The 21,371-nt window shown below is 66.3% G+C and carries 19 protein-coding genes; 7 read left to right on the top strand and 12 right to left on the bottom strand.

Annotated elements, in window-relative coordinates:
• Window positions 1–59: 59 nt before the first annotated feature.
• Window positions 60–1,157, top strand: a complete 1,098-nt coding sequence (ychF, locus tag D1604_RS00400; protein ID WP_119411733.1) for a redox-regulated ATPase YchF — start codon at window positions 60–62, stop codon at window positions 1,155–1,157.
• Between the two features lie 129 nt (window positions 1,158–1,286).
• Window positions 1,287–2,558 (top strand): O-acetylhomoserine aminocarboxypropyltransferase/cysteine synthase family protein, encoded by a 1,272-nt coding sequence (locus D1604_RS00395; RefSeq protein WP_119411836.1) that lies wholly within the window; start codon window positions 1,287–1,289, stop codon window positions 2,556–2,558.
• Between the two features lie 75 nt (window positions 2,559–2,633).
• Here the strand turns inward: D1604_RS00395 and D1604_RS00390 are convergent, their stop codons facing one another.
• The 5 genes from D1604_RS00390 to petA form a co-directional block, all read right to left on the bottom strand.
• Window positions 2,634–4,235, bottom strand: coding sequence for a M28 family peptidase (locus tag D1604_RS00390; protein WP_119411732.1), 1,602 nt, complete (start codon window positions 4,233–4,235; stop codon window positions 2,634–2,636).
• Between the two features lie 106 nt (window positions 4,236–4,341).
• Window positions 4,342–5,991 carry a M28 family metallopeptidase gene (locus D1604_RS00385; protein WP_119411731.1) on the bottom strand — a complete coding sequence of 550 codons (1,650 nt, stop codon included), beginning with the start codon at window positions 5,989–5,991 and terminating at the stop codon, window positions 4,342–4,344.
• 145 nt (window positions 5,992–6,136) lie between these two features.
• Window positions 6,137–7,012, bottom strand: a complete 876-nt coding sequence (locus tag D1604_RS00380; protein ID WP_024353116.1) for a cytochrome c1 — start codon at window positions 7,010–7,012, stop codon at window positions 6,137–6,139.
• A 5-nt stretch (window positions 7,013–7,017) separates the two neighbouring features.
• Entirely contained in the window at window positions 7,018–8,316 is a 1,299-nt protein-coding gene (locus tag D1604_RS00375) for a cytochrome b (protein ID WP_024353117.1), read from the bottom strand.
• A 17-nt stretch (window positions 8,317–8,333) separates the two neighbouring features.
• On the bottom strand, window positions 8,334–8,888 hold the full coding sequence (gene petA, locus D1604_RS00370) for a ubiquinol-cytochrome c reductase iron-sulfur subunit (protein ID WP_024353118.1): 555 nt from the start codon (window positions 8,886–8,888) through the stop codon (window positions 8,334–8,336).
• 195 nt (window positions 8,889–9,083) lie between these two features.
• Between petA and D1604_RS00365 the strand changes: the two genes are divergently transcribed.
• A complete protein-coding gene (locus D1604_RS00365; protein ID WP_119411730.1) occupies window positions 9,084–9,539 on the top strand; it encodes a tRNA (cytidine(34)-2'-O)-methyltransferase in 456 nt (151 codons plus the stop codon).
• Between the two features lie 166 nt (window positions 9,540–9,705).
• Here the strand turns inward: D1604_RS00365 and D1604_RS00360 are convergent, their stop codons facing one another.
• On the bottom strand, window positions 9,706–10,992 hold the full coding sequence (locus D1604_RS00360) for a dipeptidase (RefSeq protein WP_119411729.1): 1,287 nt from the start codon (window positions 10,990–10,992) through the stop codon (window positions 9,706–9,708).
• A 251-nt stretch (window positions 10,993–11,243) separates the two neighbouring features.
• On the opposite strand from D1604_RS00360, the gene hemF reads away from it, so the two are divergent.
• Window positions 11,244–12,098 (top strand): oxygen-dependent coproporphyrinogen oxidase, encoded by an 855-nt coding sequence (gene hemF / locus D1604_RS00355; protein WP_373561193.1) that lies wholly within the window; start codon window positions 11,244–11,246, stop codon window positions 12,096–12,098.
• 10 nt (window positions 12,099–12,108) lie between these two features.
• On the opposite strand, the gene D1604_RS00350 is transcribed toward hemF, so the two are convergent.
• The gene (locus D1604_RS00350) at window positions 12,109–14,628 is read right to left on the bottom strand and encodes a hybrid sensor histidine kinase/response regulator (RefSeq protein ID WP_233551777.1); all 2,520 of its coding nucleotides are present in this window, start codon (window positions 14,626–14,628) and stop codon (window positions 12,109–12,111) included.
• A 70-nt stretch (window positions 14,629–14,698) separates the two neighbouring features.
• Window positions 14,699–15,415 (bottom strand): type 1 glutamine amidotransferase, encoded by a 717-nt coding sequence (locus tag D1604_RS00345; protein WP_119411727.1) that lies wholly within the window; start codon window positions 15,413–15,415, stop codon window positions 14,699–14,701.
• Between the two features lie 92 nt (window positions 15,416–15,507).
• Between D1604_RS00345 and D1604_RS00340 the strand changes: the two genes are divergently transcribed.
• Window positions 15,508–15,816 carry an antibiotic biosynthesis monooxygenase family protein gene (locus D1604_RS00340; RefSeq protein ID WP_119411726.1) on the top strand — a complete coding sequence of 103 codons (309 nt, stop codon included), beginning with the start codon at window positions 15,508–15,510 and terminating at the stop codon, window positions 15,814–15,816.
• Here the strand turns inward: D1604_RS00340 and rlmJ are convergent.
• Window positions 15,813–16,634, bottom strand: coding sequence for a 23S rRNA (adenine(2030)-N(6))-methyltransferase RlmJ (rlmJ, locus tag D1604_RS00335; RefSeq protein ID WP_119411725.1), 822 nt, complete (start codon window positions 16,632–16,634; stop codon window positions 15,813–15,815). The two genes, D1604_RS00340 and rlmJ, sit on opposite strands and share 4 nt — an antisense overlap.
• Window positions 16,635–16,742: 108 nt before the next feature.
• On the opposite strand from rlmJ, the gene D1604_RS00330 reads away from it, so the two are divergent.
• Together D1604_RS00330 and D1604_RS00325 are read left to right on the top strand one after the other, a co-directional pair.
• A complete protein-coding gene (locus D1604_RS00330) occupies window positions 16,743–17,087 on the top strand; it encodes a hypothetical protein (RefSeq protein WP_119411834.1) in 345 nt (114 codons plus the stop codon).
• Window positions 17,084–18,085, top strand: coding sequence for a DNA topoisomerase IB (locus D1604_RS00325; RefSeq protein ID WP_233551775.1), 1,002 nt, complete (start codon window positions 17,084–17,086; stop codon window positions 18,083–18,085). Before D1604_RS00330 ends, D1604_RS00325 begins: the two co-directional genes overlap by 4 nt.
• A 16-nt stretch (window positions 18,086–18,101) precedes the next feature.
• On the opposite strand, the gene tdh is transcribed toward D1604_RS00325, so the two are convergent.
• From tdh to D1604_RS00310, 3 genes are read right to left on the bottom strand one after another with little or no spacing between them, the layout of a single operon-like run.
• Window positions 18,102–19,148, bottom strand: coding sequence for an L-threonine 3-dehydrogenase (gene tdh / locus D1604_RS00320; RefSeq protein WP_025978110.1), 1,047 nt, complete (start codon window positions 19,146–19,148; stop codon window positions 18,102–18,104).
• On the bottom strand, window positions 19,148–20,338 hold the full coding sequence (locus tag D1604_RS00315) for a glycine C-acetyltransferase (protein ID WP_119411832.1): 1,191 nt from the start codon (window positions 20,336–20,338) through the stop codon (window positions 19,148–19,150). Before D1604_RS00315 ends, tdh begins: the two co-directional genes overlap by 1 nt.
• A gap of 51 nt (window positions 20,339–20,389) precedes the next feature.
• A complete protein-coding gene (locus D1604_RS00310) occupies window positions 20,390–21,268 on the bottom strand; it encodes a DUF4232 domain-containing protein (protein ID WP_119411831.1) in 879 nt (292 codons plus the stop codon).
• Between the last annotated feature and the right edge of the window lie 103 nt (window positions 21,269–21,371).

Genomic DNA, 21,371 nt, shown 5'->3' with positions numbered 1-21,371 from the left:
GGCGCGAGCCTGACAAACCGGCCCGAACCGGCTAAAGGCTCGCGCTCACGAGGAATACCATGGCCCTGAAAGTCGCGATCGTCGGCCTGCCCAACGTCGGCAAGTCCACCCTGTTCAACGCCCTGACCAAGACGGCGGCGGCCCAAGCGGCCAACTACCCGTTCTGCACCATCGAGCCGAACACCGGCGACGTGGCCGTGCCGGAACCGCGCCTGAACATCCTGGCCGGCATCGCCGGGTCCAAGGAGATCATCCCCTCGCGGATCACCTTCGTGGACATCGCGGGTCTGGTGCGCGGCGCCTCCAAGGGCGAAGGCCTGGGCAACCAGTTCCTGGCCAACATCCGCGACTGCGACGCCATCGCCTTCGTCGCCCGCTGCTTCGTCGATGACGACATCACCCACGTCGAGAACCGCATCGACCCGATCTCGGACCTCGAGATCATCGAGACCGAACTGATGCTGGCCGACCTGGAGAGCCTCGAGCGTCGCCGCGTCCAGATCGAGAAGCGCGCCAAGGGCGGTGACAAGGAATCCCAGCTGAACCTCAAGCTGATCGACGCCGCGCTCGAAAAGCTGCGCGACGGCAAACCCGCGCGTCTGGCCGAGGTGTCCAAGGAAGACCGCAAGGCCTGGGACAGGCTGCAGCTGCTGACCGCCCTGCCCGCCCTTTACGTCGCCAACGTCGAGGAAGTTTCGGCCGACAAGGGCAATGAGCTGTCTGATCTGGTCGCCAAGCGCGCCGCCGAGGACAACGCCAACTCGGTGGTCATCTCGGCCCAGATCGAGTCGGAAATCGCCGTCCTGGACGACGAGGAGCAAAAAGAGTTCCTCGAAACCCTGGGTCTGGAAGAGCCCGGCCTGAACCGCCTGATCCGCGAGGCCTACAAACTGCTGGGCCTGCAGACCTACTTCACCGTCGGGCCCAAGGAAGCGCGCGCCTGGACCATCCCCGTCGGCGCCACCGCGCCGCAGGCGGCGGGCGTGATCCACACCGACTTCGAAAAGGGCTTCATCCGCGGCGAAACCATCGCTTTCGACGACTATGTCGCGCTGAAGGGCGAAGCGGGCGCCAAGGAAGCGGGCAAGATGCGCGCCGAAGGCAAGGCCTATATCGTCAAGGACGGGGATGTGATGCATTTCCTGTTCAACAACTAGGGCGTTTTCTCAGGTCAGTTAGAAAATCTGACCGACCTGATAGAATTGCTGAAAACTTATGCCCTTGCGGGTATCGCCGAAGCCCTGGATGAATCAGCCCGACTGACGCTGAAATTCTCCAGGGAAGCCATGAAGTTCGACACCCTCGCCGTGCACGCGGGCTATGCGCCCGATCCGACCACCAGATCGGTGGCCGTGCCCATCTATCAGACCACCAGCTACGCCTTTGACGATACCCAGCACGGGGCCGACCTGTTCGACCTGAAGGTGGCGGGCAACATCTACACCCGCATCATGAACCCGACCTCGGACGTGCTGGAGCAGCGTCTGGCGGCGCTGGAGGGCGGGGTCGCGGCCCTGACCGTGGCCTCGGGCATGGCGGCCATCACCTATGCCATCCTGACTATCGCCGAGGCTGGCGACAACATCATCGCCACGGGCGCCCTGTATGGCGGCACCTACAACCTGTTCGCCCACACCCTGCCCCAGTACGGCATCGAGGTGCGCTTCATCGACGCCGACGACATCGCGGCGGTGGCGGCCAATACGGATGAGCGGACCAAGGCGGTCTTCTGCGAATCCATCGGCAATCCGCTGGGCAATGTGGTGGACTTCGCCGCCCTGGCCGACGCCGCCCACGCGCAAGGCCTGCCGCTGATCGTCGACAATACCGTGCCGACCCCCTATCTGACGCGGCCGATCGAGCATGGCGCCGACATCGTCGTCCACGCCCTGACCAAATATATCGGCGGCCACGGCACCAGCATCGGCGGGGCCATCGTCGACGGCGGAACCTTCCCCTGGGCCGAGCACAAGGAACGCTTCCGCCGCCTGAACGAGCCGGAAGTCAGCTACCACGGCGTAGTCTATACCGAGGCCTTCGGCCCAGCGGCCTTCATCGGCCGGGTGCGTACGGTGCTGTTAAGGAACACCGGCGCAGCCATCTCGCCGTTCAACAGCTTCCTGATCCTGCAGGGGCTGGAGACGCTGGCCCTGCGCATGGACCGCCACGTCGAGAACGCCACGGCCGTCGCCCAGTGGCTGAAGGCGCACCCCAAGGTGGACTGGGTCAACTATGCGGGCCTGGCCGAGCACAAGGATCACGCCCTGATCCAGAAATATTTCGGCGGCAAGGCCTCGGGTCTGCTGACCTTCGGGGTGAAGGGCGGCCGCGAGGCGGGCGGCCGCTTCCAGGACGCGGTCAAGCTGTTCACCCGTCTGGTCAACATCGGCGACGCCAAGTCGCTGGTCTGCCACCCGGCCTCGACCACCCACCGCCAGCTGTCGCCCGACGAGCTGAAGAAGGCGGGCGTGACCGAAGACACCGTCCGCCTGTCGGTCGGCATCGAGCACATCAACGACCTGATCGCCGACCTGGATCAGGCGCTGGCGGCGGTCTGACCGTCAAAGGCTGACATGAGAAGGCCCTCTGCCCGGCGATGGACAGAGGGCCTTTTTCTTGCGCGCAGGCGAGTTCTACTGCCGCGCCGCCGCGCTGCGGTCGCGGACCTGGCCGAACTCCGACGTCGGCTTCCAGGTCGGCCACCCGTCGCCGTTGGCGAGTTCTAGCCCCAAGCGATACAGCAGGGTCAGATTCTCGACCGCTGATCGAAGATCCCAGTCCGCCGACCATTCGTCGCTGGGACGGTGATAGTCGGCGCCGAACTTGGCCTTCCACGCCGCCAGTCCCGCCTCGCGTCCGCCCTCGACCCAGTCCACGCCGTGCCACGGCATCAGGGCCGGAACCCCGGCGCGGGCGAACGGGAAGTGGTCGGAGCGGTAGTAGAAGTTCTGCTCCGGCTGGCCGTCGTCGGAGACATAGCGCCCCTCCTTCTCGGCCAGGGCCTGCAGGTCGTCCTCAAGGCTGTTCTGCCCCTTGCCGAAGATCGGCACGTCCTTCGTCGGGCCGCTGAGAGGCAGCATGTCGATGTTGATGTCCGCCACCGTCGTCTCCAGCGGATAGACCGGATCGGCGACATAGGCGTAGGCGCCCAGCAGGCCCATTTCCTCCGCCGCCATATGGGCGAAGACGATGCTGCGTTTCGGCGTCGGCGCGGCCTTCAACTGGCGGGCCATCTCGACCACGCCGATGGTGCCCGAGGCGTTGTCCCAGGCGCCGTTGAAGATCTTGTCGTCGCCGGCGGTATTCTCATTGACGCCGACATGGTCCCAGTGGGCCGAATAGATGATGACCTCGTTCGGGCGCTCGCTGCCGGTGATGCGGGCCAGCAGGTTGTGGGTGCGCAGGATTTCGACCGTCTCCTCGGCCGCGGCGGTGATCCGCACATCCAGCAGAAAGGCGCGGAAATCGCCGGTCTGGAGCCGGGGCTTCAGCGTCGCCAGATCCACGCCCATTTCGGCGGCTGCATCACGGTTGACGGCGCCGCTCAGAGTCAGTTCGGCCGAACCGGGCGTCAAGGTTCGGGTCCGCGTCGCCCCGCCCGTTTCGCGGCGCCACGCAGAGGCGCCCGCGTCGCCGTCGATGATGGTCAGAACAGCGACCGCGCCGCGCCGCTCGGCCTCGTCGGCCTTATAGGCGGCGGACTGATAGTTGGTGGCGTAGGGGCCATTGAACAGTTCGCCGTCCGGCTCGCCCGCCACGACCAGGACGACCGCCCCTGTCACATCCAGATCACCATAGTCGTCCCAGCCCCGCTCGGGCGCATGGATGCCGTAACCGGCGAAGACGACGGGTGCGTTCGCCACCTCACCGGCCGCCGCATCGTTCATCGCGCGCAGGGTGAAGTCCGTGCCCGCGATCAGGGCTCGCCCCTGAGACGTCGCGCCAGACCAGGTCAGCGTCGGCAGGCCCTTGGGCGTCAGCCGCTTCAGGTCGATGATCTGCAGCCATTGGCCATCAGGACCGCCTGGCTCCATCCCCATGGCTTCATACTGAGCCTGCAGCCAGTCGAGCGTCTTCTTCTCGCCCTCAGTGCCCGGATAGCGGCCCTGGAAATCGTCGGCGCTGATGATGCGTATCTCATCCGACAGGCGCTGGGCCGAAAAGTCCTGAGCCGAGACCGCGCCCGCGACCAGCAGCAGGGCGGCGGCGACGCCGCGAATGAAGCGGTGGTGCATGGCGATTCCCTTCAGCCTCCCCCACGAGGCCCGTTTTGATAGTCATAGGGCGGCCTCTTGCGAGGCCGCCCCTTACATTTTCGTCATGTTCGTCGCGAAAGACGGATCAGCGGCGCTGAGCGGCGCTCTTGGCGCGCTCGGGGCCGAACTCCGAACCGGCCTTCCATTCGGGCCAGTCACGGCTGTTAGCCAGGTCCTGGCCGACCTTGAACATGACCTCCAGGTCCTGAAGCATGCCGGCGTAGTCCCAATCGGCCTCCCACTCATCCGCCGCCTGGTGGTAGCGGTTGGCGCGATAGTCGGCGGCCTTGGCCTGACGCGGCTCGATCGGCGCATCGACGAAATCGCCGGTCGACGACAGATAGGCCATCGGCACGCCCTTCTTGGCCAGCGGGAAGTGATCCGAGCGGAAGTAGATGCCCGCTGCGGCCCCAGCATCACCGACGAAGCCGCGTCCCTGCGCCGCCGCCGCCGCGATCACCGGCTCGTCCAGCTCCGAATGGCCATAGCCGGTCACGCCCAGCTTGTTCATGCGGCCGAACACGGCGGCCGAGTCCAGGTTGAAGCCGCCGACGGTCTTCTCCAGCGGATACAGCGGGTTTGCGGCGTAGAATTCCGACCCCAGCAGGCCGCTTTCCTCGCCGGTGAAGCTGATCATGACGATGGTGCGTTCCGGCTTCGGTCCGGCCGACCACTGACGCGCCAGTTCCAGCAGGCCGGCCGTGCCCGATGCGTTGTCGATGGCGCCGTTGAAGATGCGGTCGCCGTTGGCGTCCGGCTCGCCCATGCCGATGTGGTCCCAGTGGCCGGTGTACAAGATGGTCTCGTCCGGATGGGTCGAGCCTTCCAGCTTGGCCACGACGTTGTGGGTGACGATGCGGTCGGTGGCGACGTCAAAGCTGGCGTCGACCGTCGCGCCCTTCAGCTCAACCGGCTGGAAATCGCGGCTGCGCGCCTTGATCTTCTCCTGCTCGAAATCGAGCCCGGCGCGGCGGAACAGATCGACCGCCAGATCACGCTGGATCCAACCTTCCATCGCCACGCGTTCGGACGCCGGATCAGCGCGCACGATGTCGAACTGCGGCACGCCCCACGAGTTGGCGACCGTGGTCCAGCCATAGGAAGCAGGCTTGGTCTCGTGCACGATCAGCACGCCGGCAGCGCCCTGACGCGCGGCTTCCTCGAACTTGTAGGTCCAGCGGCCGTAGTAGGTCATGGCCTCGCCGCCGAAGGTGTTCAGCGACGGGTCTTCAAAGTCGGCGTCGTTGACCAGGACGACGATGACCTTGCCGCGCACGTCGGTCTTGAAGTCGTTCCAATCACGCTCGGGCGCACTGATGCCATAGCCGACGAAGACCAGCGGCTTGTCCTTCAGGTCGACCGCAGCGCCCGGCAGGCGCGTCGTCATGGTGACTTCCTGGCCCTGCGTCAGCGACTGGCTCCAGTCGCCCAGTTTCAGCCGGCCCGCCACGTTGGAAACGGCGAAACGGTTCAGCCCGACCGCCTGGGTCCAACCGCCGTTCTCACCGCCCGGCGCGAAGCCAGCGGCGGCGTACTGGCGGCTCAGATAATCGATGACCTTCTGCTCGGCCGGGGTGGCGATGCCGCGCCCCTCGAAGCTGTCATCCGACAGGACGCGGATATCTTCGGAAATGCGCGCGGCGTCGAAGGCCGGCGCGGTCTGGGCCTGTGCGGCGGCCGCCGCGCCCAGGGCGGCGGCGAAGGCCAGAACGGCGATGGAAGATGAAATACGCATACAGGCTCACCCCTCGGAGAATTCGATGCTGGGACCGTAGTCAGCCCGCTCGCAGGTGTCGACTGCCGAAAGGCGCTGAGCAGCCATGAAAAAACCCGCCGGATCGCTCCGGCGGGTTCTTTCGTTTCGATCAGACGATCGCGCCTTAGTGGGCGACGCCCTTCCAGATGCGGCGGTAGCTGGCGTAGGTCACGCCCGCGAAGGCCAGCAGGAAGATGATGACGCCGAAGCCCATCTGCTTGCGCTCGACCATCTTAGGCTCGGAGGTCCAGGCGATGAAGGCGGCGACGTCCTTGGACATCTGATCCACCGTCGCCTCGGTGCCGTCGTCATAGGTGACTTGGCCGGCGCTCAGCGGCGGCGGCATGGCGATGAAGCCGCCCTTCGGCACGTCGCCCTTGCCGGTCCAGAACGGGGTCATGTCGCCAGCCATATAGGGGTTGTAGTGCTGGGTCTCGGTCATCTTCAGACCCGCCGGCGGAGCGGAATAGCCCGACAGCAGCGAGTAGATGTAGTTGGCGCCGTCGTGACGCGCCTTGGCCATGACCGACAGGTCCGGCGGCATGGCGCCGCCGTTGGCCGCAGCCGCAGCCGTCGGGTTCGGATAGGGGTTGGGGAAGCGGTCGGCCGTGGTGGCGTCGCGCATCAGGGCTTCGCCCGTTTCCGAGTCGATGTCGCCGACCTGGATTTCCTTGGCCAGCGCCTTCACGACCGGGTTGTCGTTCGGGTTCGGATACTTCGGATTCCAGAACGGGCCGTGCTTATCGCCCAGGTTGCGGAAGTGCACCATATCCATGCCGTGGCAGGAGGCGCAGACTTCGCGATAGACCTTATAGCCGCGTTGCAGCTGGCCCTGATCGAAGGTGCCGAACGGCCCGGCGAAGCTGAAGCCGCCGTCGCGCGGATGCTTGGCGCCCCCGGCGGCCATCGCCGGAGCGGCGATGGCGACCAGGCCGACAGCGGCCGTCACAGAGACAAGGATCTTGCGGAAGGACACGGTCTTTTTCTCGTTGCTCATCATCGCGCTCACGCCTTCTCGGCTGCGGTCGACGGGAGCACGGGCTCCGAGATCGTCGCCGGGATCGGCAGCGGCTTTTCCTTCAGTCCCACGAAGAACATGATCGGCCCAAGGAAGGCGAAATAGTACAGCGTGAACAGACGGGTCAGCCACAGGTAGGAGTTCAGCTGGCCGTCGATCAGGTTGAAGCTGGGCATGCCCGGCACGACAGGCGCGTCCGGCAGTTGCGCGCCGCACCAGCCCAGTCCGAAGCAGACGAACAGGAAGATGATGAAGAAGGTCCGCATCGTCGGGCGGTAACGCATCGAGCGCACCTTGGACGTATCGATCCACGGCAGGACGAACAGGATGCCGATCGCCGCGAACATGGCCACCACGCCGCCGAACTTGTCGGGGATGGCGCGCAGGATCGCGTAGAAGGGCAGCATGTACCACTCAGGCACGATGTGCGCCGGAGTCTGCAGCGGGTTGGCCGGGATGTAGTTGTCGGCGTGGCCCAGGGCGTTCGGCTGATAGAAGACGAAGACCGCGAACAGGATCAGGAACAGGATGATCGCGAAGCCGTCCTTGACCGTGAAGTACGGGTGGAACGGCAGCATGTCCTTCTTGGCGCGGTCCTTCGGGATCAGGATGCCGACCGGGTTGTTCTGACCGGCGGCGTGCAGGGCCCACAGGTGCAGCACAACGCAGCCGGCGATGACGAACGGCAGCAGGTAGTGCAGCGAGAAGAAGCGGTTCAGCGTCGCATTGTCGATCGCCGGGCCGCCACGCAGCCAGATCAGGATCGGCTCGCCGACGACCGGAATGGCGCCGATCAGGTTGGTGATGACCTCAGCGCCCCAGAAGGACATCTGGCCCCACGGCAGGACGTAGCCGAGGAAGGCGGTGGCGATCATCAGGAAGAAGATCACGCAGCCGACGATCCAGATCATCTCGCGCGGCGCCTTGTAGGAGCCGTAGTATAGGCCCCGCAGCATGTGCAGATAGACGGCGATGAAGAACATCGACGCGCCGTTGGCGTGCACATAACGGATCAGCCAGCCGCCGTTCACGTCGCGCATGATGCGCTCGACCGAGGCGAAGGCCATGTCGACGTGCGGGGTGTAGTGCATGGCCAGGACGATGCCGGTGATGATCTGGGTCATCAGGCAGAGCGCCAGGATGCCGCCGAAGGTCCACCAGTAGTTCAGGTTCCTCGGGGTCGGCAGGTTCGCATAGTCCATGCCGAAACGGATGATCGGCAGGCGCGTGTCCATCCACCGCTCGACAGCGGTTTTCGGGACGTAAGTGGATTCGTGATCGCTCATGGTTCCTCTGTCCGTCCTCAGCCGATCTTCACGCGGGTGTCGGACATGTATTCGTAGTTCGGCACGATCAGGTTCAACGGCGCCGGGCCCTTACGGATACGCCCCGAGGCGTCGTAGTGCGAACCGTGGCACGGGCAGAACCAGCCGCCGTACTCGCCGGCGTTGAAGGTCGGCACGCAGCCCAGGTGGGTGCACGAGCCGATGACGACGAGATATTTCTCGTGACCGGCCTTGGTGCGCTCGGCGTCGGTCTGCGGCGGGCTGCCCACGGCGCCCTCGTCGATGACCTTGGTCAGCTCGGCCGGAGTGCGATAGCGCACGAAGACCGGTTTGCCCTGCCACTTGATGACGACCTGCTGGCCTTCCTGAACCTTGGTCAGATCGAATTCGATCGACGCCAGGGCCAGGGTGTCGGCCGCCGGGTTCATCTGGTTGATCAGCGGCCACGCCACCATCACGCCAGCACCGGCCGCAGCCGCACCTGCCGCAATGTGGATGAAGTCGCGGCGGGTGGCGTCGCCACCCCCGTGTTGGCCGTCAGGCCCGTCAGCATTCACGACCGATTCGGCCACGCGTTTCACCTCTGCATCGCCGGTCGTCCGCCCCAAGATGGAACGTCAACCGAATGGAACCCTTTGTGCGAAGGCAAACCCCTGCCCGTCCGGCCTTGGTTTCGGCTGCTTCAGACAAGTCGCGAAAGCGATTTGCGAAACAGTCGCAACAAAAGCCGCGACAAGGCCCCGCCCCGCGCGTATGAGGGCCTTAGAATGCGTCTCGCCCTTTTTCAACCTGACATCCCCCATAATGTCGGCGCCTGCATCCGTCTGAGCGCCTGTTTCGGCGTGGAATTGCACGTCATCGAGCCCACGAGCTTTAATTTCGACGATCGGGCGATGAAGCGGGCGGCTCTGGATTACGGGCCTCTGTCCCATATGACGCGCCATGCCGACTGGGAGACTTTCCAGCGCGACCGCGCGCCGGGTCGGCTGGTGCTGTTCACGACGCGCGCGGCCGAGGCGCTGACGGATTTCGTGTTCCAGCCCGACGACGTCCTGCTGTTCGGCAAGGAGAGCGCCGGATCCCCCGACTACGTGCACGCGGCGGCCGACGCGCGAATCTATATTCCGATCCGGCCGGAAGCCCGGTCGCTGAACCTGTCGGTCAGCGCCGGGATCGGCCTGCATGAGGCGTTGAGGCAGATGCAGGGGTTGCCGAGGCGATAGACGCCACGCCTCTCCCTTCCCTTCATGGGGAGGGTGGCTGAGGCCGCCAGGCCGAAGACGGGTGGGGCGGCTTGGCTATTCAAGCACCACGCCCAAATCACCTTGCCCTCCCCACCCGGTCGCTACGCGACCACCCTCCCCATGAAGGGGAGGGAGAGAAGCTGGCTTACTCCGGCGCGCCGTCGTCGGGCAGCTTAGCCAGGCTCGGTCGCTCAGCCCGCTTGGACTCAGCCACCCGCTCCACCGCCCGCATGACGCGCAGCAGGTTCTCGCCTGAAATCTTGCGGATATCCGCCTCGCTCCAGCCTCGGCGCATCAGTTCGGCCAGCAGGCGCGGATAGCCGTCCACCCCCTCCAGGCCGACCGGCAGGCTGTCCACCCCGTCATAGTCGCCGCCCAGACCCACATGGTCGATGCCCGCCACGTCGCGGACATGCTGAATGTGAGCGATCACATCCTCCATCGTCGCCTTGGGCGCCGGGTTGGCGGCGTTCCAGGCATCCATGCCCGCCTTCACCGCGGCGGGATCGCCGGGGTTGAGGGCCGTGAGCCGCGTCATCTCAGCTGCCCGCGCCGCGCCCGAGGCCCGCACCGCCTCGCTGATGAAGCCCGGCACGAAGGTCACCATGACAATGCCGCCATTGCCAGCCATCTGGCGCAGCACGGCGTCGGGTACATTGCGCGGATGGGCCGTCACCGCTCGCGCCGAGGAGTGAGAGAAGATCACTGGCGCCGACGACACGCGGATGGCGTCGACCATCGTGTCCTCGGACACGTGGCTGAGGTCGACCATCATGCCCAGACGGTTCATTTCCCGGACCACATCCTCGCCGAAGGCGTTCAGCCCGTTCCACTTGGGCGCGTCGGTGCCGCTGTCGGCCCAGGTGGTGCTCTTGGAGTGGGTCAGCGTCATGTAGCGCGCGCCCGAATCATAGAACTCGCGCAACAGGCCCAGGGAATCGTCGATGGAATAGCCGCCCTCCATGCCGATCAGGCTGGCGATCTTGCCCGCGCGGTGGATGCGGACCAGGTCATCGGCGGTCGTGGCGATTTCAAAAGTCTCGGGATAGGCGGCGGCGATACGCTTGACGGTGTCGATCTGCTCGAAGGTGGCCTTGGCGGCCTCCACCGGCGCCATGCTGGCCGGGACATAGACCGACCAGAACTGACCGCCCACGCCCCCGGCGCGCAGACGCGGAATATCCGTATGCAGGCGCGTCGACGCCGAAAGATTCGCATTCAGATCAACGCCGTGCGGATCATTCCCAAAGCCCTGCCGCAAGGCCCACGGCAGGTCGTTGTGCCCGTCGATCAGCGGCGTGCGCTTCAGAATCTGCATTACCCGCGCCTCTTGCAGCTGGGTTTGAGCCAAGACCGGTCCCGCCAGAACGGCGATGGAAGCGGCGGCCAGCAGACTGGCGCGCAGTCTGGCGTTCAGGGCGATGCGGATCATGGTTTCCCCTCTTTGATACTAGTCCCGCCCGGTCGCCATCGGCGTTGCTTCTTGCGGGTGCGGCAGGCTGGCACAGCCGGACCGCGGAGGGAACCGTTCGTATACCGCCCTGACGCCAAGGGATTGTGATCTGGATCAAGGCCCCCTCGCCTCGCCTGCGGCATCAGGCCGTCGTCCGCGCACCCCGCCGGACTGTTCAGAAAGGCCGCGTCATGGTTGAAGCCCTCATGATCCAAGCTGACCCCGCCCTGATGATTGAGCGCCGCGAGCGCGCCCGCGTCTGGTTCGAGACCCTGCGCGACAAGATCCACGCCGGTTTCGAGGCGCTCGAGGGCGCTGCGCCCCCTGAACTGTTCGCCGGAGAGCCCGGTCGTTTCGTCCGCACGCCCTGGGATCGCCCCGAAGGCGGCGGAGGCGTCATGGGTATGATGAGCGGCCGCCTGTTTGAAAAGGTCGGCGTCCACTGCTCGACCGTCCACGGAACCTTCCCCGCCGACTACGCCAAGAACGTGCCCGGCGCCGAGGAAGACCCGCGCTTCTACGCCACCGGCATCAGTCTGATCTGCCACCCGGTCAGCCCGCGCGTACCCGCCGTGCACATGAACACCCGCCTGATATCGACGACCAAGACCTGGTTCGGCGGCGGCGGCGACCTGACGCCCGTGCTGGATGTCGATCGCCGAGACGATCACCCCGACACCGCCGACTTCCACGCCGCCATGAAGGGCGCCTGCGACGCCTTCAATCCGGCCTGGCACGCCAAATACAAGCAGTGGTGCGACGAGTATTTCTTCCTGCCCCACCGCAACGAGCCGCGCGGCACCGGCGGCATCTTCTACGATCACCACGACAGCGGCGACTGGGAGAAGGACTTCGCCTTCACCCAGGCGGTCGGCGAGGCCTTCCTGAAGGTCTACTCTGAAATCGTCGCCCGCCGGATGCAGGAGCCCTGGACCGACGCGGAGCGCGAGGAACAGCTGATCCGTCGCGGCCGCTACGTCGAGTTCAACCTGCTCTACGACCGCGGCACCATGTTCGGCCTGAAGACCGGCGGTAATGTGGACGCCATCCTCAGTTCCATGCCGCCCGTGGTGAAGTGGCCCTGAGCCGCACGGATCAGGCCGGAACCTGATCCGCCTCATGCATGACGGCCGCCTCGATCGCCTCGGTCAGGGCGGCCACGGTCAGGGGCTTGGTCAGGTGGCCGTCAGCGCCCGCCGCCTGCCCGGCCTCGACGTGCTCCCTCAGCGCATTGGCGGTCAGCATCAGCACGGGCGTGCGCGGCGCGTGCGTCGCCCGCTCATGCTCGCGAATGGCGGCGGTGGCGGTCAGGCCGTCCATGACCGGCATCTGCATATCCATCAGCACCAGATCGAAGCCATCTCGCCTGAAGGCCTCCAGCGCCTCAGCGCCGTTCTCAACGCTGACCAGATCGACCGGCATGGCCTCCAGCATGACCTGAACCACCAAGCGGTTGGCCGGATGGTCGTCGGCCAGCAGCACCTTCAGGCGCTCATGGCGCGCGATGGAGCGCGCGGCGGGCGCAACAGTCTGAACCTCAGGCTCCGGCGCAGGAGGCAGAGACAGTTCGAACCAGAACCGCGCGCCTCCGTCCGTCGGCGATTCGCAATCGAGACGCCCGCCCATCAGCCGCACCAGATCAGCCGAAATCGCCAACCCTAAACCGCTGCCCCCGAACCGCCGGGTAATGGAGCCATCCGCCTGCTGGAAACGATGGAAGATTCGCTGCTTGAACTCTTCGTCGAAGCCGATGCCGGTATCCGAAACCATGAACGAAGCCCGCCCATCCGCAGCGAGACGCGCTTCAAGCCGCACCTGACCTGTTTCGGTGAACTTCACGGCGTTACTGACCAGATTGGTCAACACCTGCCGCAGGCGCACCACGTCGCCGATGAAGGCGGCGTCGAGAACGGGGTCCAGTTCAAGCGCAAGGTTGACGCCCTTCTGCATGGCCATAGGCGTCCACAAGGCCATGATTTCGCGCAACATGACGCCCAGATCGAAGGGCGCCGGGTCCAGCCTGATCTCGCCGGTCTCAACCCGAACCGTGTCGAGAATATCCGACAGCAACCGCTCCAGGGTGACGCCGGACGACCGGATGATGTCGACCAGTTCGCGATCCTTGGGCGTCAAATCCCGCCGTGACAGCACGTCGGTCATCGCTACGACGCCGTTCAAGGGCGTGCGGATTTCATGGCTCATATTAGCCAGGAACTCGCTTTTGGCCTGACTGGCCTCTTCGGCGCGAAGCTGGGCTGCGCGCAGGCGCCGGGACTGGCGTCTCTGCCAGATGACGACGAACAACGCCGAAAGGACGAACAGGAGGCCGATGCCCATGATCCAGTTCTGACCACGGATGACCGCTCGCTGAAGCTGGGTATTGGCCCGCGCGGTCTGCAACTGACGACGGCGCTCGGCCAACTGTTCCTGCATGTCGCCGGTGACCTGATGGATGCCGGCGCTGAAGCGCTGCGCCGCCTGCACGGCGCGGCGCTGTTCATAGTCGCGCAGCACGTCAAAGGCCTCGGCCGCCCGCCCGGACGCCCTCAGCACCTCCGCCTCCACGAGGCGCTCGCGCGGATCGACGATGCCGTCCGGCGCAAGCTCGCGCAGGCGCTCCAGGTCGCGCCGGGCGCCTTGGATGTCGCCCATACGCGCCCGCGCCACGCCGCGCAGCGGCAGGATGTCCAGCGACAGGAAGGCCTTGCGGTCAATAAGCCTAGCGTGAGGCGCCAGGCATTCCAGCACCTGGGCCGACAGCTGCCGCATATCGGCCACCGCAGCGCACAGGGCCGCGTCATAGGCGCGAATGGCCGCAATGCCGGACCGCTCAGCCAAGCGGTGGTGCGCCGCGTAGTAATGCTCGGCCCGCGCCAGGTCGCCGACCTGAACCGACATCCGCGTCAGATTGTACAGGCTGTCGAAATCCGGGCGGGGATATGCCGGGTTGGAATAGTCGATTTCAAACCGATGGAAAGCAGCAGCCGCCCCGGCCACGTCGTTGAGCTTCATCAGCCCCATACCGGTCACTTCCCACACCCCGGCGCGAGCGGTGTCGGCGAAAGGGTCCTCGACCGGAATTTCGGTTTCAACGGCAGCCAGAAGACGCAGTCCCTCGCCGACCCGATCCTGATCCATCAGAGCCAACGCGTACAGCCGAGCGGCGTGCGCCTTGACGAACCAGTCGCCAGTCGTCGACGCTGCGCCCTCCATTTCAGCGGCCACAGCCAGATCGCCCTGGTCATAGCGCGCTGTCAGCTCATTGAGATGCGCGATCGCCAGATAGCGACTATCGTTCGCTGCCCTTGCCTGCGCCGCCAAGCGACTATTCCACAGAGCGGCCCGCTCGAAATCGCCCTGATTCAGAAACGTCCAGGCGACATGGTACAGGCGATTCAGCCCCTCGCGGTCGCCTCGCCTGAGGGCCTGATGACCAAAAGCCTCAAGGGCGTCGAAGTCCGTGCGCATCGCCCGCTGCTCGACCGCGCGAGCCAGTTCGACGGTCGCCGGAGGAGGCGCCGTATCGGCCTGTATGGGCGGCTCGGCGACAGCGACAGAGGCCGCCGCAACGCCCGCGAGAACGAAGCCCCTGAACAGAACACGGCGCTTCAACATCTTCCTCCCGCCTGACATGGGCGCGACAGTGGGGGCGAGATATTGAGCAAGGCTTATCGCCCCGCCGCAATCAGGCCTTATTTTCCTCTGCGTTCGATACGCCCAGATAGTTGCGGATCCAAGCGCCCAGTATCGCCCTGTCGTTGGCCTGCTGCAGGCTGGCCTGCGCCTCGTCCACCAGATGCTCGGCGATCCGTCCGCGCCGCCCTTCGGTCAGGGCTGCGGCGAAGGCAGGGTCAAATTCCGGATGGCACTGGAAGCTGATGGCGTCGTCCCCCCAGGCCACGCCTGCATTGGGCGTGAAGGGGCTGGCCGCAATCACCCGCGCATCGTCCGTCAGGGCGATCACCTGGTCCTGGTGAGAGGCGGGAATAGATAAGGTCCCAGCGGGCGGCTGCATCCATGCCTCGTCGCCGGTGACCTCATAGGTATGCAGGCCCACGCCCCAGCCGCGCCCCGACTTTTCGACCCGGCCGCCGAACGCCTGAGCCATGATCTGATGGCCGAAGCAGATGCCCGTCAGGCGCGTCTTGCCGCGCGCATCGCGCAGCCACTGCGCCAGCGGCTCGATCCACGGCAGATCCTCATAAACGCCCGCCGCAGAGCCTGTGACGATGACTCCGGCGAAGGCCGCAGGGTCATCCGGCAGTTCGCCTGCCTGAACGTCAAAGCGGCGCGTGGCCACCCCGTCGCCCAGCAGGGCGCGGAACTGATCGACATAGTCGCCGTATCGGGCGGCCAGATCCGCTGGCGGTCGCCCGGTCTCAAGAATGGCGATGACGTTCATGCTCGGTTTTCACTCCCGCAGACGCACGATGAAGGAGGCGTCAGCCCCTGGATTGGGGTAGAAGATCAGCCAAGGCAATGGGACGAACCGTCATGACCGCAACCGATGATCCGGTCGTGCTGATCAACATCTTCAAGTGCGACCAGCGCCACCTGGACGAACTGATCGAGCGCCTTGCGGCGCTGGCGAAGGTGCAGTCCGGCCTGCCCGGCTTTGTCTCGGCGACCCTGCATCGCGGACTGAACGGCCGCGTCGCCGCCAATCATGCGGTCTGGGCCAGCGCCACGGACTGGAAGGCCATGACGCGCCACCCCCAGATCGTCGCCGCAATGGGTCCGATTCTGGCCATCGCGACCTTCGAGCCTCACCTCTATGAACCGGGCGAAATGACGAGCGTCTAGCCTGCCCGCCAGACCTCAGCCCGCGCCCCGGCGTCGCCCAGCGCCTGAACCGTCCAGCCGCAGATTTCAGCCGCCGCCGCTTCGGCCCCCGACGGCGCATTGACCACCGTCATCGCGCAGCCGTTCATCTTCATCGGATTGTTCAGCGGCCGCAGGCGCGCCTCGGCGACCAGCACCCGCGCCAACCCCGCCTGTTCCAGCCGCCGGATGAAGCCGTCGAACGTCTCCAGGTCCTTCAAGGGCGTCCAGATCGCGACGCACGCCGTCGGATCCGCGCGCACCACCGCCGCCGCCGTCTCGGCCGAGCGGACATAGTCGTCAGGCCGCTCGAACGGGGGATCGATCAGCACCAACGGCGCCTTGACGCCTCTGGCCGCGCGCACCGCCTCTTCATAGCCGTCGCCCGCCCGTCCCGTCGCGTTCGGCCATGCGGCGAGCGACTCGGTCAGCAGGGCTTCGACAGGCGGGTTCAACTCGAAACCGCGATAAGAATCCTCTGCCCGCAGCGCCCGCGCCGTCAGCACCGGCGAGCCCGGATAGAACCGCACGCCGCCCTGAGGATTCAGCGCGGCCACTTCGGCGGCCAGCGCCTCGATCAGCGGGGGCCGCGCCTCGGCGGTCATCAGCCGCGCCACCCCGGCCTCGGCCTCGCGCGAGCGCTGGGCGTCGCCCGACAGATCATAGAGGCCCGCCCCCGCGTGGGTGTCGAACACCGTCACCGGCCCCCTGGCCTGGCGATCCTTCAGCAGCCATAGCACCAGGGCGTGCTTGACCAGGTCGGCGAAGTTTCCGGCGTGAAAGCTGTGACGATAATTCATGCCGCTCCGTCCCTCGCCTGCGCCTTCAGGTCAAGCCATCGGCGAGACTCGGCTAAGGAACCGCTCGACGCGGCCGCCGTTGCCGTATGCCGCCCGAGAAGAGCCATGATGATCGACCACCCGGTCCTGTCCGATGAAGACCGCACGCCCGGCGCCGCCATCGCCAAGGCGGCCCGGCAAGGCCTGGCCCTTCGTGAACAACATGGACGCGGCGGGACCGAGGTCGGCGTTCGCCGCGCCGAACAGCTGATGTCGCGCACGCCGCTCAGCGATCGCGACATCAAATCCATGTACAGCTATTTCGCCCGTCACGCCGTGGACAGGCACGGTCGCCATTGGGCCGATCCGATCAAGCCCTCGGCGGGCTACATCGCCTGGAACCTGTGGGGCGGGGACGAGGCCCGCGACTGGATCAACATCCTGCGCGCCCGCCTGCGCGAGGTCGGCGTGTGACGTCCCCTCATCCCCCACCGCCGAAAGGGCTGACCTGGTGCAGCGATGACAGCCCGGGGCTGACGCGCCGTCGCTCCGGTCGCGGCTTCTGCTATCGGGATGCGGACGGCGACCTGATCCGGGAAACCTCCACGCTGGACCGTATCCGCAGCCTGGCCATCCCGCCGGCCTGGACCGATGTGTGGATCTGTCCGCGCGCCACCGGCCATATTCAGGCGACGGGGCGCGATGCGCGCGGCCGCAAACAGTACCGCTATCACCCCGACTGGACGGCTCATGCATCTGAAAACAAGTTCGAGCGCCTGCCCGCCTTCGCCCGCGCCCTGCCCCGTCTGCGACAGCGCGTAGAGGACGACCTGTCGCGGCGCGGCCCGTGTCGGGAAAAGGTGCTGGCCACCGCCGTGCGCCTGCTTGAGATCACCCTGATCCGCGTCGGCAACGCCCAGTATGCGCGCCAGAACCGCTCCTATGGCCTGACCACTCTCAGCAAGCGCCACCTGGATGTGGACGGCGCCGCCCTGACCTTCGCCTTTCGCGGCAAGAGCGGGATCGAACACAGCGTCAGCGTCCGCGACCGACGCCTCGCCACGGTGGTCCGGGCGCTGCGGGATCTGCCCGGTCAGCAGTTGTTCAAATACCGTGATGCGGACGGCGCCCTGCATCCCGTCACCTCGGACGAGGTCAACGCCTATATCCGCGAGGCGGCGGGAGAGGAGTTTTCAGCCAAGGACTTCCGCACCTGGGCCGGTACGGTGTCCGCCGCCCGCGCCCTGCGCGACGCCGAGGCCCCGACCTCGGCCGCCGACGCCAAACGGAAGGTGACGATCTGCATCAAGGCTGTGGCGGGTCTGCTGGGCAATACGCCGACCGTCTGCCGCTCGTCCTACGTCCACCCTGCGGTCGTCACCCTGTTCGAACAGGGGCGGCTGGCGCAAAGCCTGCCGAAGTCAGAAGCGGCCTCTTTCGAGACCGCCCTGATCAAGCTGCTTGCGGCCTGATCCAGGCCGCCCCGCCTCAATCGGCCCAGTTCAGGACGACCTTGCCCGACTGGCCCGACTTCATGGCCTCGAAGCCCGCCTCGAAGTCCTGATACGGCATCTGGTGGGTGATCAGCGGCGTCAGGTCCAGACCGGCCTTCAGCAGGCCCAGCATCTTGCGCCAGGTGGTGAACATCTCACGCCCATAGACGCCCTTGATGGTCAGGGCCTTCAGGATGATCGCGCCCCAGTCCGTCTCCATCGGCTTGGAGGGAATGCCCAGCATCGCCATGCCGCCGCCCATGATCAGGGTGTCGACGCACTGTTTGAAGGCGATGGGCGAGCCCGACATCTCCAGCGCCACGTCAAAGCCGACCTTCAGGCCCAACTCGTGCATCACGTCGCGCAGGTCTTCCTTGGTCGTGTTGACGGTGCGCACGCCCGGCGCGACCTTTTGCGCAAGTTCCAGCCGGAAGTCATTGATATCCGTCAGGACTACGGTGCGCGCGCCCGCATGACGCGCCACAGCCGCCGCCATCATGCCGATCGGACCGGCGCCGGTGACGATGACGTCCTCGCCCAGCAGGTCGAACTGCTGCGCCGTGTGCACGGCGTTGCCGAACGGATCGAGGATCGAGCCGATCTCATAGGGCACGTCGTCGGGCAGTTCGATCACGTTGAAGGCCGGGGCCACCACATATTCGGCGAAGGCGCCCTGACGGTTGACGCCGATGCCGCGCGTGTCGGGGTCCAGATGGAAGTGACCAGCGCGAGCCGCCTCGGAGTTCAGGTCGATCACGTGTCCCTCGGCCGAGACGCGCTGGCCCACCTTCAGGCGGCGATCCACGTCCTTGCCGATAGCAACGATCTCGCCCGAGAATTCGTGGCCGGTGATCATCGGCACCGGCACGTTCTTCTGAGACCATTCGTCCCAGTTCCAGATGTGGATGTCGGTGCCGCAGACGGCGGTGCGGTGCACCTTGATCAGCACGTCCTCGTCGCCCGCGACGGGGATGGGGGCGTCGATCAGTTCCAGCCCTTCGGCCGGTTTCGTCTTGGCCAGGGCCTTCATGGTGTCGGTCATCAGATAACTCCCAATTCCTTGCCGGCCGTCGTGAACGCCGCGACCGCTTGATCAATCTGCTCGAAGGTATGGGCCGCCGACATCTGGGTGCGGATGCGGGCCTGGCCGCGCGGCACCACGGGGAAGCTGAAGCCGATGACGTAGACGCCCAGCTCCAGCAGGCGCGCGGCCATGTCCTGCGCCAGCTTGGCGTCGCCCAGCATGACCGGGATGATCGGGTGCTCGCCCGGCAGCAGGTCGAAACCGGCCTGCGCCATCGCCGAGCGGAAGCGCGCGGCGTTGGCGAACAGTTGCGTCCGCAGCTTGTCGCCTTCCTCGCCCGCAGCGATGCGGATGGCCTCCAGCGACGAGCCGCACACGGCGGGGGCCAGGGCGTTAGAGAAGAGGTAGGGCCGCGCGCGCTGCTTCAGCAGTTCCACGACGTTCGACCGGGCGCAGATGAAGCCGCCCATCGCCCCGCCCAGCGCCTTGCCGAAGGTGCCGGTGACGAAGTCGACCTCGACCCCGCAGTGCGCAAACGAGCCCTTGCCCTTGTCGCCCAGGAAGCCGGTCGCGTGGCAGTCGTCGACCATGATCAGGGCCTGATACTGGTCGGCCAGGGCGCGAATCTGGTCGATCTTGCCGATATAGCCGTCCATCGAGAAGGCGCCGTCGGTGGCGATAATGATGTTGCGGGCGCCGGCGGCGCGCGCCTCCTTCAGCTTGGCCTCCAGATCGGCCATGTCCGAGTTGGCGAAGCGGTAGCGCTGAGCCTTCGACAGGCGCACGCCGTCGATGATGGAGGCGTGGTTCAGGCTGTCCGAGACGATGGCGTCCTCGGCCCCGAACAGCGGCTCGAAGATGCCGCCGTTGGCGTCGAAGGCGGCGGCGAACAGGATAGCATCCTCAAAGCCGAGGTAGTCGGCGATGGCGCGCTCCAGCTCCTTATGGATTTCGAGCGTGCCGCAGATGAAGCGCACCGACGCCGTGCCCGCGCCCCACTTTTCCTGCGCCTTGATCCCGGCCTGGGTGACGCGCTCGTCGCCCGCCAGGCCCAGATAGTTGTTGGCGCAGAAGTTCAGCACGTCGCGGCCGTTGACGGAGATCACCGGCCCCTGGCGCGAGGCGATGACGCGCTCGGGCTTGGTCAGCCCCTGGGCGTCGATATCAGCCAGTTCGGCGGAAACACGGTCGTAGAAAGCCTGGTTCATATTCTGGGTCATGTTTGCTCCGCTACGCTGAATCTCGGCAGGTTTGAACCCCTAGCCTGCGGCGGGCGCAGCCGCCTGAGCCGAGGCCTCAGCGACGGGGCGCAAGGGGCTGACCTCAACCTGCCCGCCGCAGGGCGTGAAGGCCAGCGGCAGGGCGATAGCGCTCGCGGCCCCCGGCGCCGTGACCCGCACCGTCTTGGCCGAAGGACAGGTCGTCTCGCCCTTGTCCTCATGCGGGATGACGCTCCAGGCCAGATCGAACCAGGCGGCCTGTTGCGGGCGGATCTCCACCGGCGTCGGCGCGCGCCCCTGCGCGAAATAGTTGCCCGGCGTCTGCGCCGCCCGAACGCCCGTCAGCAGCTTGCCGTCGCCGTCCAACAGGCTGACGGAGGGATAGCCCGTGACCGTGCAGGCGGACGGGCCTGTATTCCTCAGCGCCAGAGTGGTCACGCGGTGACCCATGCCAGCATCGCCGCCTTCGACCGCCAGACGCAGGTTCTCGGCGGCGCAGGGTGCGCCCGAAGGCGGCGGCGCCACCGCCGCGACCGGGCGGCTGCAGCGCTCGATGATGACGCCGCCCGCCTGATCCCCCTGCCCCATACGGCTCAGCGTGCCGCTCTCCGTCTCTCCGCGGCTGGCTGTCCACCACTCCAGCCCCTGCCCCGCATAACGGGCGCCGCTGGCCGAGACGACGCTGGTCAGGGCGTAGTCCTTGCCTTCGTAGGAGACGCGGGCGGTCTGGGCGTCGGGGTAGGCGACAACGACCGTCTTGCCGCTTTCGCAGGCATAGCCGACGGCCGCCGCGTCCTGCGTCGCCGGGGCCTCGATCGGCGAGGTCGGCTCGGCTGGCTTTTCCTGCGAACAACCGGCGACCAGCAGGCCCAGCCCGGCGGTCAGGGCGATGGTCTGAAACGTAACGGTTCTGGTCATGGAGGCCCCCTTGAAACAGCGACCCTGCTGCAACGTCGCGGGCTTGTGAAGGCTCCTCCAAGACGAAATCGTCAAGGGGGTGGTTGCGTAATGATATACTATA

Origin of the sequence: Brevundimonas sp. LPMIX5 (genome assembly GCF_003576505.1) — a bacterium.
GTDB lineage: Bacteria > Pseudomonadota > Alphaproteobacteria > Caulobacterales > Caulobacteraceae > Brevundimonas > Brevundimonas naejangsanensis.
Note: the sequence above shows the minus strand (reverse complement) of the source record. Positions and strands in the feature narration are given on the sequence as shown.